At 46.5% G+C, this 14,060-nt stretch carries 13 protein-coding genes; 9 read left to right on the forward strand and 4 right to left on the reverse strand.

Going from position 1 to position 14,060, the window contains the following annotated elements:
- The first annotated feature begins 132 nt into the window (after positions 1-132).
- On the forward strand, positions 133-1,791 hold the full coding sequence (locus tag ACWYVB_RS13045; protein ID WP_248381433.1) for a diacylglycerol kinase family protein: 1,659 nt from the start codon (positions 133-135) through the stop codon (positions 1,789-1,791).
- A 204-nt stretch (positions 1,792-1,995) separates the two neighbouring features.
- Here the strand turns inward: ACWYVB_RS13045 and ACWYVB_RS13050 are convergent, their stop codons facing one another.
- Both ACWYVB_RS13050 and ACWYVB_RS13055 read right to left on the reverse strand, forming a co-directional pair.
- A complete protein-coding gene (locus ACWYVB_RS13050; protein ID WP_114323025.1) occupies positions 1,996-2,394 on the reverse strand; it encodes a hypothetical protein in 399 nt (132 codons plus the stop codon).
- 155 nt (positions 2,395-2,549) lie between these two features.
- On the reverse strand, positions 2,550-2,987 hold the full coding sequence (locus tag ACWYVB_RS13055) for a DUF2383 domain-containing protein (RefSeq protein ID WP_005394423.1): 438 nt from the start codon (positions 2,985-2,987) through the stop codon (positions 2,550-2,552).
- A 363-nt stretch (positions 2,988-3,350) separates the two neighbouring features.
- Between ACWYVB_RS13055 and ACWYVB_RS13060 the strand changes: the two genes are divergently transcribed.
- The 4 genes from ACWYVB_RS13060 to ACWYVB_RS13075 are packed head-to-tail and all read left to right on the forward strand — an operon-like array spanning position 3,351 to position 5,612.
- On the forward strand, positions 3,351-3,599 hold the full coding sequence (locus ACWYVB_RS13060; RefSeq protein ID WP_005394426.1) for a hypothetical protein: 249 nt from the start codon (positions 3,351-3,353) through the stop codon (positions 3,597-3,599).
- A gap of 46 nt (positions 3,600-3,645) precedes the next feature.
- Positions 3,646-4,158, forward strand: coding sequence for a hypothetical protein (locus tag ACWYVB_RS13065; protein ID WP_047009376.1), 513 nt, complete (start codon positions 3,646-3,648; stop codon positions 4,156-4,158).
- Positions 4,103-4,498 carry a hypothetical protein gene (locus tag ACWYVB_RS13070; RefSeq protein ID WP_240312135.1) on the forward strand — a complete coding sequence of 132 codons (396 nt, stop codon included), beginning with the start codon at positions 4,103-4,105 and terminating at the stop codon, positions 4,496-4,498. Before ACWYVB_RS13065 ends, ACWYVB_RS13070 begins: the two co-directional genes overlap by 56 nt.
- 43 nt (positions 4,499-4,541) lie before the next feature.
- The gene (locus ACWYVB_RS13075) at positions 4,542-5,612 is read left to right on the forward strand and encodes an AI-2E family transporter (RefSeq protein WP_006741768.1); all 1,071 of its coding nucleotides are present in this window, start codon (positions 4,542-4,544) and stop codon (positions 5,610-5,612) included.
- Positions 5,613-5,630: 18 nt separating this feature from the next.
- On the opposite strand, the gene ACWYVB_RS13080 is transcribed toward ACWYVB_RS13075, so the two are convergent.
- Positions 5,631-8,078, reverse strand: a complete 2,448-nt coding sequence (locus ACWYVB_RS13080) for an EAL domain-containing protein (protein WP_203346752.1) — start codon at positions 8,076-8,078, stop codon at positions 5,631-5,633.
- 191 nt (positions 8,079-8,269) lie between these two features.
- Positions 8,270-9,178, reverse strand: a complete 909-nt coding sequence (locus tag ACWYVB_RS13085) for a DMT family transporter (protein WP_047009379.1) — start codon at positions 9,176-9,178, stop codon at positions 8,270-8,272.
- A 168-nt stretch (positions 9,179-9,346) separates the two neighbouring features.
- Here ACWYVB_RS13085 and rmuC point away from each other — a divergent pair, with 168 nt between their 5' ends.
- The 4 genes from rmuC (at position 9,347) to ubiB (ending at position 14,015) form a co-directional block, all read left to right on the forward strand.
- A complete protein-coding gene (gene rmuC, locus ACWYVB_RS13090; RefSeq protein ID WP_005394435.1) occupies positions 9,347-10,879 on the forward strand; it encodes a DNA recombination protein RmuC in 1,533 nt (510 codons plus the stop codon).
- 78 nt (positions 10,880-10,957) lie between these two features.
- Positions 10,958-11,737, forward strand: coding sequence for a bifunctional demethylmenaquinone methyltransferase/2-methoxy-6-polyprenyl-1,4-benzoquinol methylase UbiE (ubiE, locus tag ACWYVB_RS13095; protein WP_457529122.1), 780 nt, complete (start codon positions 10,958-10,960; stop codon positions 11,735-11,737).
- 11 nt (positions 11,738-11,748) lie between these two features.
- Entirely contained in the window at positions 11,749-12,384 is a 636-nt protein-coding gene (locus tag ACWYVB_RS13100; RefSeq protein ID WP_005394440.1) for a ubiquinone biosynthesis accessory factor UbiJ, read from the forward strand.
- The gene (gene ubiB, locus ACWYVB_RS13105) at positions 12,381-14,015 is read left to right on the forward strand and encodes a ubiquinone biosynthesis regulatory protein kinase UbiB (protein WP_104974618.1); all 1,635 of its coding nucleotides are present in this window, start codon (positions 12,381-12,383) and stop codon (positions 14,013-14,015) included. Before ACWYVB_RS13100 ends, ubiB begins: the two co-directional genes overlap by 4 nt.
- Positions 14,016-14,060 lie beyond the last annotated feature (45 nt).

Genomic DNA, 14,060 nt, shown 5'->3' on the forward strand with positions numbered 1-14,060 from the left:
TGGTCCTTTTCGTGCCATTTCGGCACGGGAAGGGGCCCAATCAAAGCGTTTACCAAGCTAGTTAGCCTAAACTAGAACCAGCTTATTCTCACTTTCACTAAAAAGCGCACTCGCTGAAGGCAAGGAGAGCGAATGTTTATCATCAAATATTATATTCTTGGCGCTCTGATCAGTTTATTGGCCGCTATTTATATTCCCCAAATCATGGTTAGCCTGTTGTTCTTGTGGGTATCTCTTTCTTTAGCATTAGTCAGCGTAGCCTACGTTTTCGACATTCCCTCCATTTTTAGAAAAAACCAAGACGGTAAGATTGTCAGGTGGATCCGCTGGGCATTCATCCCCTTTTTGCTGGGCGCTAGAGCGTATAATGCCTGGGAAAGACGGCGCGATACTGTGCCTCCAATCCAAAAAGTCAGCGATAATTTATACCTCTCCCGTCGGCTATTTCAGAGTGACTTAGATTTTCTCGAATCCAATGACATCTCTTGTATTGTCGATGTCACCGCAGAGTTTGCTGGGCTTGAAAGTGCGATGACCGACAAGCAGTTTCATTACCTTTCGATTCCGGTACTCGACCACAAAGCCCCAACGCTAGAGCGCCTTCGCCATGCGATTAACTGGATTGATACGCAAATCTCGTGCTCGCGAGCTGTGGTTGTGCATTGTGCGTTAGGGCGTGGTCGATCGGTGTTTGTTGTTGCGGCGTATCTACTGAGCAAAGATCCGTCGCTGACGGTTGAATCTGTGATGAAAAAAATCAATGACGTGCGCAGTACCGCGAGATTGAATAAATTGCAGATCAAAACGTTACGAGCGATAAGTGAAAAAGGCGTACTGTGTCTGGATCAGTCCACTTGGATGGTGGTTAACCCTGTTGCAGGTGGCGGAAAATGGGAGGAAAACGAACAGCACTTGATTCGTGAACTAACCAAAAAATATCGCTTGAGTATTCATCAAACCACCACAAATCTCAGCGCTGAGCAGCTCACGCTGCAGGCAAAAGAAAGTGGTGCTAAGCAAATTATCGTAGCGGGTGGCGATGGCACAGTGACGGAAGTGGCGAGCCAGCTGGTAGGTACCGATATCAAACTCGGTATTGTTCCGCTCGGAACCGCCAATGCGTTATGTCATGTGCTCTATGGAGTTGGCGCAAAATTCTCACCAGTCGAAAAAGCGTGTGAAGCATTGCTAGCAGGTCACTGCCAACGTATTGATACGGCTGAGTGTAATCAGAGGCTTATATTGTTAGTCCTAGGTATTGGCCTAGAGCAGAAAATGATCGAGCATGCGCAGCGAGAAGAGAAAAACACCTTTGGACAATTGGCCTACTTAACGGGCTTTTTTAATGCGGTGGTGGCGGAAGAGACGCAGACGTTGACTGTTGCGATGGATGCGCCATTTGAAGATGGAAACCGCGAAAATGGATCACAAACGCTAGAAGTTCATAGCTTTGTCGTTGCGAACATCGCTCCTTTTAGTACGTTGCTCGCGCAAGGTGGTGGTGCTCCGCAGCCTGACGATGGCAAGCTGCATATCACGTATTTAGATAACACCGAATCTTTAGGCGGACGCCTCATCGCATTGTCTGATCTGACATTAACCAGCGTAGGTGCGCAGGAGGAATCGACTCATTTTCAATACGCGACGGCTCAGAATGTCACTATTTCTGCGAACAAACCGATTGAGTATGTGATTGATGGTGAGCTTTATTCTGATGAGCAATTAGCGATCAAGCTTCGTCCAAAATCGTTGAATGTATTTGTCCCAAGCGGGAGAAGTAAATCGGCTTAGCTTTAAAACAGATAAGCAGTGGATAATGCGCGATTTGCCTAGTGCTTTATAGCGCGCCTTTGTTTACCGGTTTAGTCATAGTTTTGAGGGAACCAATAAGGTCGCTGCGTAGGTGCAGCGGCTTTTTTATATCGGCATTTTTTGTATCTGAGAGAGCGTCTATTTGTCGTTCTCGAAGTGAAAGGAAGAAGGGGGTGAGTATGACTACTCACCCTGGGGTAAGTGCTTTTCAATTTCATCGTTTTCGACTTGTAAAGCAGCTAACCAGTAAGAAACAAGCGCCGTTAAGTTAGAGTCGTCAATGGCTCTGAGTAGCGCTTTTAAATCATCTAACAACAACTTGTTCATGAAATGCATTTCTTTGTAATTACCTAATTCGGCAACGCCGTATTCGGTGGCATTTTCTGCAATGAATTGTTCACCATCTTGGTCGAAGAACAACTTCGCCATCTTTTTGATCATCACTTTTTCTATTTTAACGAATCGATACGCCGCTCTTGCGAGTGTCATATGCGATTGCGGATTAACGAGAGGCAAACACGTTTGGCGATGGTGTGTCATTTTTACGAGTAGCTCCCTTACTCGATTATTATCCAATGTCATACTGACCTCTTTATTTATGACTACCGTGTTGATTACTCGGTTTAGTGTTTTCTAGTTTTGGTTGTATTGAGGTGCCAGTGGTCTTATCAGAAATGGCCAAAACGAGTTGGCCATTTTCTCTGCCAGCGCTTGATTGCAAAGGCGACCACTAAGGATCAGCTGATAAGGCTGATGCTGCTGAGCTTTTCTTTACAGCTTTTGATATCACTGCGAACTTTCAGTAGAACCGAATTATCCGCTTGCTCTGGGTGGCTAGTAATTAGGTTTTCGATCTCTTTGAGCACCTTGCTTTCAACACCTTCGAGCTGTTCCAAATACATGGACTCTTTGTCAGAAGACACCTCCTTCATCACATCGCTGTACACCTCACGCGCTTTAATGGTGTAGGAAACCGGAGTGTCGTCGGCAGAGTCTTCCTGGTTATTTGCCAATGTGTAGGGAGTAAGCTCAAGCACCGCTCGCTCACGTACTCTAAGCAGTTCTACCAACACATTATTCAAAGAAGTGTTGTCAATGTTCTCAATGGCCTTGTTGTAAATGTCATTTCCGCTCTCGATAAGCTCAATGATTGAGGCGATATTTTCATTTTTCATATCTCACTCCTGATTTGGTTGGTGATGGGAGTGTTTGTACGTATGGGGAACAAACACAGGTGTTTCATCTTTAGTTGCAGGTTGTATGCCAAGGAATGTTATTTTTCTATTAATCAATTGGTTATGAGTTTATTGCGCAAGAATTGGAGGGTTGCAGACAAGGCGCTAAGAAAAAATTACAAGAATGCTGGGGAAGTCTGGAAAGAATTACACGTACAGATAAGCATTTGTCGTGAAATAAAACAAAAACCAATTAAAAACATGCACTTATAGTTTTGGCACGAATATGGCTTTGTAGTGAGTAAGTGAGTTCAAAAGTTGTTTCACTTGATTTACTACTCAACTCATCAACGGAGGCTAGTTATGGCTACAACAAAAGAAAGCACAGTAAAACCTCAAGAGCAGTTAGAAGAAGCATATCACTTAGCGGAGCAAGCCACGACGGAAGCCGTCGGCGCAATGAAAGACCAAGCTAAAGAGAAATTTGATGTGGGCGCGGAACACGTTCAGCAGGCGACCAAGTCGGCAGAGAACGTTATCAAGGAGCGTCCATTGCTGAGCATTGGTTGTGCCTTCCTTGCGGGTTGGGCGGTTTCGAAGCTGATCAAATAATCACGGTCCAACGGATTAAGCCACATAACAGAAGGCGAGGGTTCCAATGAATAACTCCGGACAAGTCACCAACCAGCAACCGGGCTCGGCCGCAGCAGACAGCGGTCGAGCCCCAAGTGGGGCAGAAGAGCAGGGTATCCAACAAACCATCAATGGTTTGAGCAGTATTCTTTCACAACTGGACCAATTGACTCAATCGCTGAAAGCGTGGTCGGGTTCAACGTTAGATTTGTTCCTCTTGGAGGTGAAAATTAATGCGTCCGCAGCGCGACAGATTTTGCTGTGCACCATTGTTTTTACCTTATTGTCGGTATTGTTCGTGTTCAGTTTGTGCCTTGCCTCTGGTGTGGTGGCTTATCAGCTGACCGCTAACGTGTATGTTGCCGTGGGCGTATTTATTGCGTCTTTAGGTTTGGCATTATTGTCTTTAGCTTGGTGGCAGAAGCGTTTAGTTGGTTTCCTTGGATTCAAAAATACGACAGAACAGTTGCAGGAGGGGTGGGATGCGCTCGCTACAAAAGCTCAATCGAGCCATGCGAATCAAGCGGATGGAAGGTAAGGCATCTTTAGAGCAATGCTGCTTGTCGATGGAAATGTTCACGTTTACCGCTAAGAAGTTTGTGAAAGAAAATCCTTGGACGACGCTAGGTATTAGTGCTGTCGTTGCTGTTACCGCTGCCAAAGCGGGTCGATTGTCTCGACTGACTTCCTCTATCTCTTCCATGGGGCTATTGGCGAGTAGTGTCTCCGAACTAACGGATTCGCTTGCCAAGCCAGTTATGGCAGCGTCTTCTAACCAGTCGGGCGTAGAACAAGGTCAAAATGCTGAACCACAAGCAAGCAATACTGCTTCGACAGAAGAGACCGCGACAGAAACAGAAGTCGAGCATCCCCAATAACGGCTTTCGCCGATAATGATTCCTACCGACCTTGAGCCTTTTTATGACAGCGAAATTGAACATCCCTGCCAACACCGCGATTGGTGCAACCCTTCTTGTCTTATTGCTCGTTCCTGGGCTGTATTTTGCTAAGCCAATCTTGTTACCTATTGTGCTTAGTACCTTTATTTCGCTGTTATGCAGTCCTTTCATTAACTATCTTGAAGACAAAGGTTTACCGCGCGCGATTACCGTCGTGGTGACTCTGTCATTCTTGGTTGGTGCTTCAATTATTGGCCTTGCTGCCATGTCGGAGCCTGCTAAGCAGTGGTGGTCTGAACTGCCCAGTATCGTGAAAAATGTGTCGCAAGAAGTGAGTGAAGTGACTCAAGCCTCGGCGGATCACCTTAATACGCCGCTGAATATTGCCAGCGATATGGGTATGGATGAAGTCGGGAACAATACCGTATTTTCTTTGGTGAAGACACTCGCGACCACGACGCCGACCATTTTGACACAAGCGATGATCGTGCTGTTTATGGTTTATTTTATGCTCAATCACGGACGCAGCTTATTTCGAAAGTCAGTATCGTACTTGCATGGGTTTGCCAAGCAGCGCCAAGCGATTGAACTGGTCAAAGCACTACAGAAAGACCTATCTCGATACATTGGCACTATCACGTTAGTGAATGCGGGACTTGGGTTGAGTGTTGGGGCGGTGTTTTTTGTTTTAGGCCTTGAGGATCCGTTCTTGTGGGGTGCGTTTGCTGGCGTGATGAATTTTGCGCCGTATCTCGGCCCAGTCATCTCCATGGTGAGTTTCGGTTTTGTGGCTTATCTGCAGTTGGAGTCGGTCAGTTTTATGCTCACTGTGGTGTCTATCTATTTGTTGATCAACTTGATTGAAAGTCAGTTTGTCACGCCAACGTTATTAGGGAAAAGATTCAACTTAAATCCGTTAGTGATCTTCGTTTGGCTCGTGTTCTGGGGTTGGCTTTGGGGCGGTATGGGGCTCTTAATCGGTGTACCGCTATTGGTCTGCATTAATATTTTGGTTGAGCGTCTAGAGTTGTGTCAATCAACTCAAAGTCAACCAAGACAAACCATCCCCGAGGATATGGCTCCACGAGAATGACTTGGGCTACAAGCTGGCTCAACGAAAAAGTTTTTCCGCACTTACAGGTCGGCTAAAAAGATACCCTTGACCGTAAACACAGCCTTTTTCGAACAAGTAATCGGCTTGCTCCTGAGTTTCTATTCCTTCCGCTACCACTTTCAATGACAGTGTTTTGCCCATGGCGATAATCGCATTCACAATCGCATTGCTATCGCTGTTGCTGGGTACATCACTGACAAACGAACGATCAATTTTCAGCTTATTGATGGGTAAACCTTTCAAATAAGACAAAGACGAATAGCCTGTGCCGAAATCATCCAGAGAAATCTCGATGCCTAACCCTCTTAGTTGATTTAACGACGCAATGGCTTGTTGAGGGTCGATCAGTAAAAAGCTCTCGGTTATCTCCAAATCCAGCCGTTGAGCAGGAAAACCGGTTTGATTGAGGATATCGCTCAATCTCTGAATGAAATTCGATTGCTGAAGCTGTAATGCCGACACATTAACCGCAATTCTGCCAAACTCAACGCCTTGTTTCAGCCAAGCATTTCCTTGCTGACAAGCGTGTAGCAAGACCCACTCGCCAATGCTTTGGATAAGCCCCGTTTTTTCTGCAATTGGAATAAAGTCGGCTGGTGGTACAAGGCCAAATTCGGGGTGCTGCCAGCGTAATAAGGTTTCAACGCCAACAATCGCATGTTGCTCCAAGTTATATTGTGGCTGGAACTCTAATCGAAGTTGCTGCTTTTCTATCGCTTGATGCAAAGCAGATTGAATGCGCACATGGGATACCGATTTATCGGTTAAATCTGGTGAGTAAAATGCGTAGCCGTTGCGCCCATTTTTCTTCGCTAAGTACATCGCCGTATCTGCGTTTTTGAGTAAGGTTTCGCTGTCTTGGCCGTCTCTTGGATATAAGGCTATGCCAATACTGGTCGAGACGCGCAATGAGTCGTGATTTGCCAAGTCGAACGGTTGTTGGAAAACGCTGAGAATATCGCCGACGGTTTCCAGCAAAGCCACATCACTGTGGACGTCCGGCAAAATGATCACGAACTCATCGCCGCCAATACGAGCCACATGCGCATTTAAGTGAAGAATATCTTGCAGACGGATAGCCAACTTAGACAGCAACTGATCACCACAAAAGTGACCCATGCTATCGTTGATGTGCTTGAAATGGTCAATATCCAGAAATAGGGTGGCAAACGTCTGTTGGTTCTTGTGCCCGGTTTCAATGTGTTGCTCAAGCAAGCTAAGTAAATGGGTGCGATTAGGTAGATTCGTTAACGGATCATAAAAGGCCATGCGCTGCAGTTTTTCTTCGTGTGCTTTACGCACGGAAATATCTTCAAATACACAGATGTAGTTAATGAGATGATTTTTATCGTCCATTACGGCACTAATGGTCGCTAACTGTGGGTAAATGCTGCCATCTTTCTTTCGGTTGATGAACTCGCCTTTCCATTGACCTTTGGTTTCGAGCTGATGCCACAACTGTTTATAGAAGCCTTGGTCATGATGACCTGAGCGCAGAATTCTGGGGTTCTTTCCAATCACCTCTTCAGAGCGATAGCCGGTGATTTGGGTAAAGGCTGTGTTTACATCAATGATGTTGGCATTGCGGTCAGTAATGACCATGCCTTCTTGTGAGTTATTAAAAATTTTGGATGCCAATGAGAGTTGCGTTTCGACCATTTTCCGGCGTGTGATGTTGCGTGTCATGCCCAGAATGCCAATTAAGTTTCCGTCATTATCACGGACAGGAGACTTAATGGTTTCTAGCCAAGTTGGGTTATTGTTTTCATCAATTTGGCGGCATTCTTCGACGATGTTCAGCGTGCCTGTCGCCACGACCAAGTTATCGGCCTCAATGAACTTCTCTGCTCGCTCGTGGCTAAATAGTGCGAAATCATCTTTGCCGATGATCTCACTGTTGGTCTTTTGCCACGCATTTTCTACGCTTCGATTGGTCATCGAATAAAGACCATCCATGCCTTTTATCCAAATATGGTCTTCAAGACAGTCGATAAACTCTTGCAGCGTCGGTAATGGTGTGGTCGCTGCAGTTTGATGGCGTGTTCGTTCTTGCTGGTAGTGTGAGCTGACATCAAAGCTCATTCGCCCCACTAATGCACTCAGCCAAGCAGACACTACCGTGATTTGATCGTCAGGGTGAGTCAGCGCTAATACGGCAAACAGATCGCCATTTGGTAGCCAAATTGGACCTATGCTCAAGGTTTGCTGTCCAAAGGATGTGTGGCTTATCGTCAAGTCTGTCGGTTTAAATTGATCGGCAACTTGCACTACCACTTCGACGATAGCGCAATGATTTTGAACCGAGGTGGACACCTCAGTTGATAGCCACTGCTGGGTATCGCTCAGAGTATAAAGTTGTCCCTGAGCTTGAGTAGCATCACAGCATTGTTGCAGAGCCTGTTGCCAGTCTGCCATCAAAGGCGAAGGAATAGCGAAGCGAAACATAATTAATAACGTGTCCTGAAGCGCCCAAAGATAGTGGTATTAGAATCTAGCTTAAGCTATTGGGCCGTGTTGGTATCGTATCCAACGCTTAGGTAATTCCCAGCAGCGTAAGGCGCTTTCTATCATTAAACTGTTAGCTATATCTCTTTTTTATCCAACTCATTGCATCGTTTATTGAGGTTTTTTGTTCATCATTGAGAAGTGCTCATGGCTTTGGTTTTTTTACCCCACGATACTTGTTGGACCACTAATCCACTGATGATCAGTATTAAACCAATCAAGGTTGATGGATGAATTTCTTCACCAATGATGGTTGCCAATAGCATCAGTGAGATGAATGGCGAAGCAAAGATCAGATTACTGATGCGGGCTGTGTTTTGCGTCGATTTGAGGGCGCTCAGCCATAGGACGAAAGTAATCCCCATTTCAAATAGCCCGACATACGTCACCGCTGCCCAACCTTTAATTGAGATTGCCTGCCAGCTCGCTCCTTCATAAAGACTTAAACCAATGGCAAATGGAATAGCGACCAAAAAACCAAGTAATACACCAACCACAGGGTCGGCCTTATTTTTGGTGTTTAAAATCCAGTAACCAGCCCACAACAGTGTCGATAGCAGCGCCAACCCCACGCCCAGCGGGCTCTCGAATTGCATGCCGAGAACATTGCCCTGTGTGGCAATCACAATCACGCCTACATAGCTAAAACCGCAAGCGAGCCAATCCTTAGCTCGGATCTTCTGCCCTAAGAAAACAGCAGCCATTAGCGTCAAGGTAATGGCCCAGCTGTAGTTAATTGCTTGGGCTTGAGATGCAGGAAGCAAGTCATACGCTTTAAAGAGAATGACGTAATACGCCAAGGGGTTAATCAACCCAAGCAGTAGGTAATACCAAGGGTTTGAGAGGAAGGTGGCACTTAATTGGCCCAACTTGCCTTGCACACCACAGATTATCGTCAGCGCAATCGCAGAGACGATACTGGCAATGCACAGCATTTGGATTGGCGTAAATTCTGCCAACGTGAGTTTAAATGCGGTTGCAACGGTAGACCAAAGTAATACTGCTGAGAGCCCAAATCCTAGGGCGCGACGCTCGTTCATGATGCCTCTGCGTGATGATGTGCCGCTCGGTCTGATTCATTTGAGCGGAAGAAAGAATATTATAGGAAGGCCTAGTGTATGCGAGGATTTTTCATCCAACAAACTGGACATTTATCCAGTGTCTAAATACCATTGTTATAGATACAAAACACAGGCTAACTCGCTATTATGCAATGGATTCTTGAGTACCAATCTCTCATTCTCTCTTCTCTTTGCGCTGCCACGCTTAGTGGTGTCGCCGTCGGTTGGTGGGTGAAACAGCGTTTTATCACCCAAACTCAGCTTCTCGAACAACAACTTGTTTCAGAAAAGCAGCTTCACCAACAGCAGCTTGAACAGGTTAAACAAAGCCTTGCCGATGCCCAGCAAGAGTTGGATGAATTAGATGATGAGCGCGATAAAGCCGCGTTTGAAGTACGCCAAACACACGGAAAGCTGATGGCAGCAATGGAAAAACTGCGTTACTTCGAGGCCGTAAAGCAAGAGCGCCAGCAATACTTTGATGAGCTTGGTCAGATGCGTGAGCACAAATCACGTCTAGAAACGCAACTACGTGAGCAGCAAGCACGTCATGAGCAAATCAACCAAGCCAATGCCGAAAAACTGCAAATTCTAGAGCAAGCGGAAGCGCGCCTGAAACAGCAATTTGAGCACTTGGCCAACCAACTGTTTGAAGAAAAAACCGCGAAGGTCGACTTGCAAAACCGTCAGAGTTTGGAAGGTTTGTTGTCACCGCTCCGAGAGCAGCTAGAAGGATTCAAAAAGCACGTTAATGACAGCTTTAGCCAAGAAGCTAAAGAGCGCCATACCTTAGTGCATGAGCTCAAAAACCTGCAACGTTTGAATGAGCAAATGACGCGAGAAGCGGTTAATTTGACCCAAGCGCTGAAAGGGGACAACAAGCAGCAAGGTAACTGGGGCGAAGTGGTGCTCGCTAGGGTGCTTGCCGAGTCGGGACTGCGTGAAGGGCACGAATATCAGACTCAGGTGAATTTGCAAAATGAAGCAGGCAAGCGCTACCAACCTGATGTGATTGTTCATCTCCCACAAAACAAACAAGTGGTTGTGGATTCCAAAATGGCGCTGGTTGCCTATGAGCGCTATTTCAACGCCGAAACTGATGCTGAGCGAGATCAGGCTTTGAGTGCGCACTTAGCCGCACTGCGTGCGCACATTAAGGGTTTAAGCATGAAGGACTACCACAAACTCAAAGGTATTCAGAGTTTGGACTATGTGCTGATGTTTATTCCGGTTGAGCCTGCGTTCCAAGTCGCGATTCAAGCCGATCCAAGTTTGATCAAAGACGCGATGGAGCAAAACATCATTTTGGTGAGCCCAACAACGTTGCTGGTGGCACTGCGCACTATTGATAATCTATGGCGCAATGAACGCCAGAATGAAAACGCCAAAATGATTGCGCAGCGCGCGACAAAACTCTACGACAAATTACGATTGTTTGTGGACGACATGGAAGGGCTCGGCGGTGCGCTGGATAAGGCGAATCAAAGCTATCAAGGCGCAATGAACAAGCTTGCCACAGGGCGCGGGAATGTGATTCGTCAAGCCGAAAGCTTTAAGCACCTTGGGGTTGAAATCAAACGACCAATTTCTTCTGACCTCGCACAGTTAGCGCAGAGTGATTCATTTTCAGAAAATGACCCGTTAGTAGAAAGACATCCGGCTGAGGATAAAGTAAACTAATCGCCCGCAGTGCAGTGGGCGATTTTATTTGTCAGCAAACGCCCCGCAGAGAGAAAGCGCTGCCTAAGAGGAATTAGAATGACGGACACAAGTTTGCAATCCAATACAACGTTAGAGAATGAAACCACCCACTTTGGTTTCTCTACAGTGGCAAAAGACGAAAAAGTGACTAAGGTTGCCGAAGTATTCCACTCCGTGGCAACAAAATACGACATCATGAATGACCTGATGTCTGGTGGTATTCACCGCCTTTGGAAGCGCTTCACTATCGATTGTAGTGGCGCTCGCCCTGGCCAACGTATTCTTGACCTAGGTGGTGGTACGGGTGATTTAACGGCGAAATTCTCGCGCATTGTTGGCGATGAAGGCCATGTCATCCTTGCTGATATCAATAATTCAATGCTTAACGTTGGTCGCGATAAACTGCGTGACAACGGTATTGTGGGTAACGTGCATTACGTTCAAGCCAACGCAGAAGAACTGCCGTTCCCTGATGATTATTTTGATGTCATCACCATCAGTTTTTGTTTGCGTAATGTGACTGACAAAGACAAAGCGCTTCGTTCAATGTTCCGCGTACTGAAGCCAGGCGGCCGTCTATTGGTGCTAGAATTTTCGAAACCAGTGCTAGAGCCGTTATCGAAAGTATACGACGCATATTCATTCCACTTGTTGCCGAGAATCGGTGAGCTAGTTGCGAATGACTCAGAGAGTTACCGCTACCTAGCGGAGTCAATCCGTATGCATCCAGACCAAGAAACGCTGGAAGGCATGATGCAAGACGCAGGTTTTGAAAACACCAAATACTACAACTTAACTGGTGGTATTGTGGCTTTGCATCGCGGTTATAAATTCTAAGGGTTAACGGCATGCCATTTGAACCACTTATCACCGCTGTGATTGAAACGTCACTGAATACACTGATCAAAGACGACCCTGCATTGGGCCGTCGTTTAGCGCGTCTAAAAGGTCAAGTTATTCAAGTTCATCTGAAAGAGATCAATAAAACACTGACGTTCGTTTTTAGTCAGCAAATTGATGTGCTCGGTCATTACGAAGGACAGCCAAACTGCTACTTATCGCTCAACTTGAGCGTGTTGCCAGAGCTGCGTGACCAGGCCAACATCACTCGCCTTATTAAACAAGATAAACTTGAGCTTGAAGGCGATATTCAATTGGCGCAGAAATTCTCTCAGTTGATGGTGGATTGCAAGCCAGATGTTGAAGAGTGGTTGTCTCGCGTAACTGGCGATGTCGCCGCACATACCTTTGTGCAAGGTTCAAAAAACATAGGCAACTTCCTCGCATCTCAAGCAGAGAAACACCAGCGTCATCTTGCGCAAGTAGTGACTGAAGAGTGGAAGTTGGCACCTGCTCCTCTAGAAGTGGCGTATTTTTGCGACCAGGTTGATGAGGTTCGTAGCCAGGCTTCTCGCGTTGAAGCACGCTTGACTGCTTTGCTGAATAAGCTGGATGCAGATAAGCCGGCATTGGAGAAACCATGACGCCAGCAGAACTAAAGCGCTTATACCACATCGCCAAAGTACAACTGGAATACGGCTTAGATGAGCTGCTTCCCGATCACCAACTGACCAAAGCTCCGTTATTACTGCGCAAAAGCCTGTTCTGGATTAAGAACAAGCATCCAGAAAAGCCACTCGGTGAGCGTCTGCGTTTAGCGTTGCAAGAGCTGGGGCCGGTTTGGATTAAGTTCGGCCAGATGATGTCAACGCGCCGTGACTTATTTCCTCCGCATATTGCTGATCCCCTAGCTTTGCTTCAAGACCAAGTGGCGCCATTTGATGGTGAGCTAGCAAAAAAGCAGATGGAGCAAGCATTAGGTGGCCCGTTAGAAAACTGGTTTACCGAGTTTGATATCAAACCACTGGCGTCTGCGTCGATTGCTCAGGTGCATACTGCGCGTTTAAAAGACTCTAACCAAGAAGTGGTATTAAAGGTTATCCGCCCAGATATTCGCCCGGTCATTGATTCAGATCTAAAACTGATGCACCGAATGGCGCGTATAGTCGCCGGAGCGATGCCTGAAGCACGTCGTTTAAAACCAGTTGAAGTCGTGCGTGAGTACGAGAAAACATTGCTTGATGAACTCGACTTGCGACGTGAGGCGGCGAATGCCATTCAGTTGCGCCGCAACTTTGAAGGCAGCGAAGAATTGTATGTTCCTGAAGTTTTTCCTGACTTCAGTAATGAAACTGTCATGGTTTCTGAGCGAATATATGGCATTCAAGTCTCTGATATTGAAGGCTTGAAAGCAAATGGCACCAATATGAAATTGCTCGCGGAGCGCGGCGTGAGTGTGTTCTTCACTCAGGTGTTCCGAGACAGCTTCTTCCATGCCGATATGCATCCGGGGAACGTGTTCGTCAAACCAGAACACCCAGAGAACCCAATGTGGATCGGGCTAGATTGCGGAATCGTTGGTACACTTAATAGTGAAGACAAGCGTTATCTGGCGGAAAACTTTCTGGCGTTTTTCAATCGAGACTACCGCCGAGTGGCGGAGTTACATGTGGACTCAGGATGGGTGCCTGCCGATACCAATGTCGATGAGTTTGAGTTCGCGATTCGCATTGTGTGTGAGCCTATTTTTGCTAAGCCGCTGTGCGAAATCTCCTTTGGTCATGTGCTGTTGAATTTGTTCAACACGGCACGTCGATTCAACATGGAGGTTCAGCCACAGCTTGTATTGCTGCAAAAAACGCTGCTGTACGTGGAAGGGCTTGGTAGGCAGCTGTACCCTCAGCTTGATTTGTGGGAGACCGCAAAACCATTCCTTGAAGAATGGATGATGAATCAAGTTGGGCCGCAAGCTTTGGTGAATGCGATTAAAGATCGCGCGCCATTTTGGGCGGAGAAGTTACCGGAACTGCCAGAGCTGCTTTACGATAGCCTGAAACAAGGTAAAGCGATGAACCAACGAATGGATCAGCTTTACCAAGGGTATCGTCAGAGCAAGCGCCAGCAGGCGACAGGAAAGTTTTTATTTGGCGTTGGCGCCACTTTAGTCGTATGCTCGGCAATATTGGTGAACAATGCTTTTGAGCAGCTTTCGTTGGCCAGCGGTATCGCAGGTGTCACATTTTGGCTGCTTAGTTGGCGAGCTTATCGTCAATAGACGTTAAACTCTTGAAATATTTTTGTTTATTTAAAGACCCGAGGT

Source organism: Vibrio sp. JZG10 (assembly GCF_054064075.1).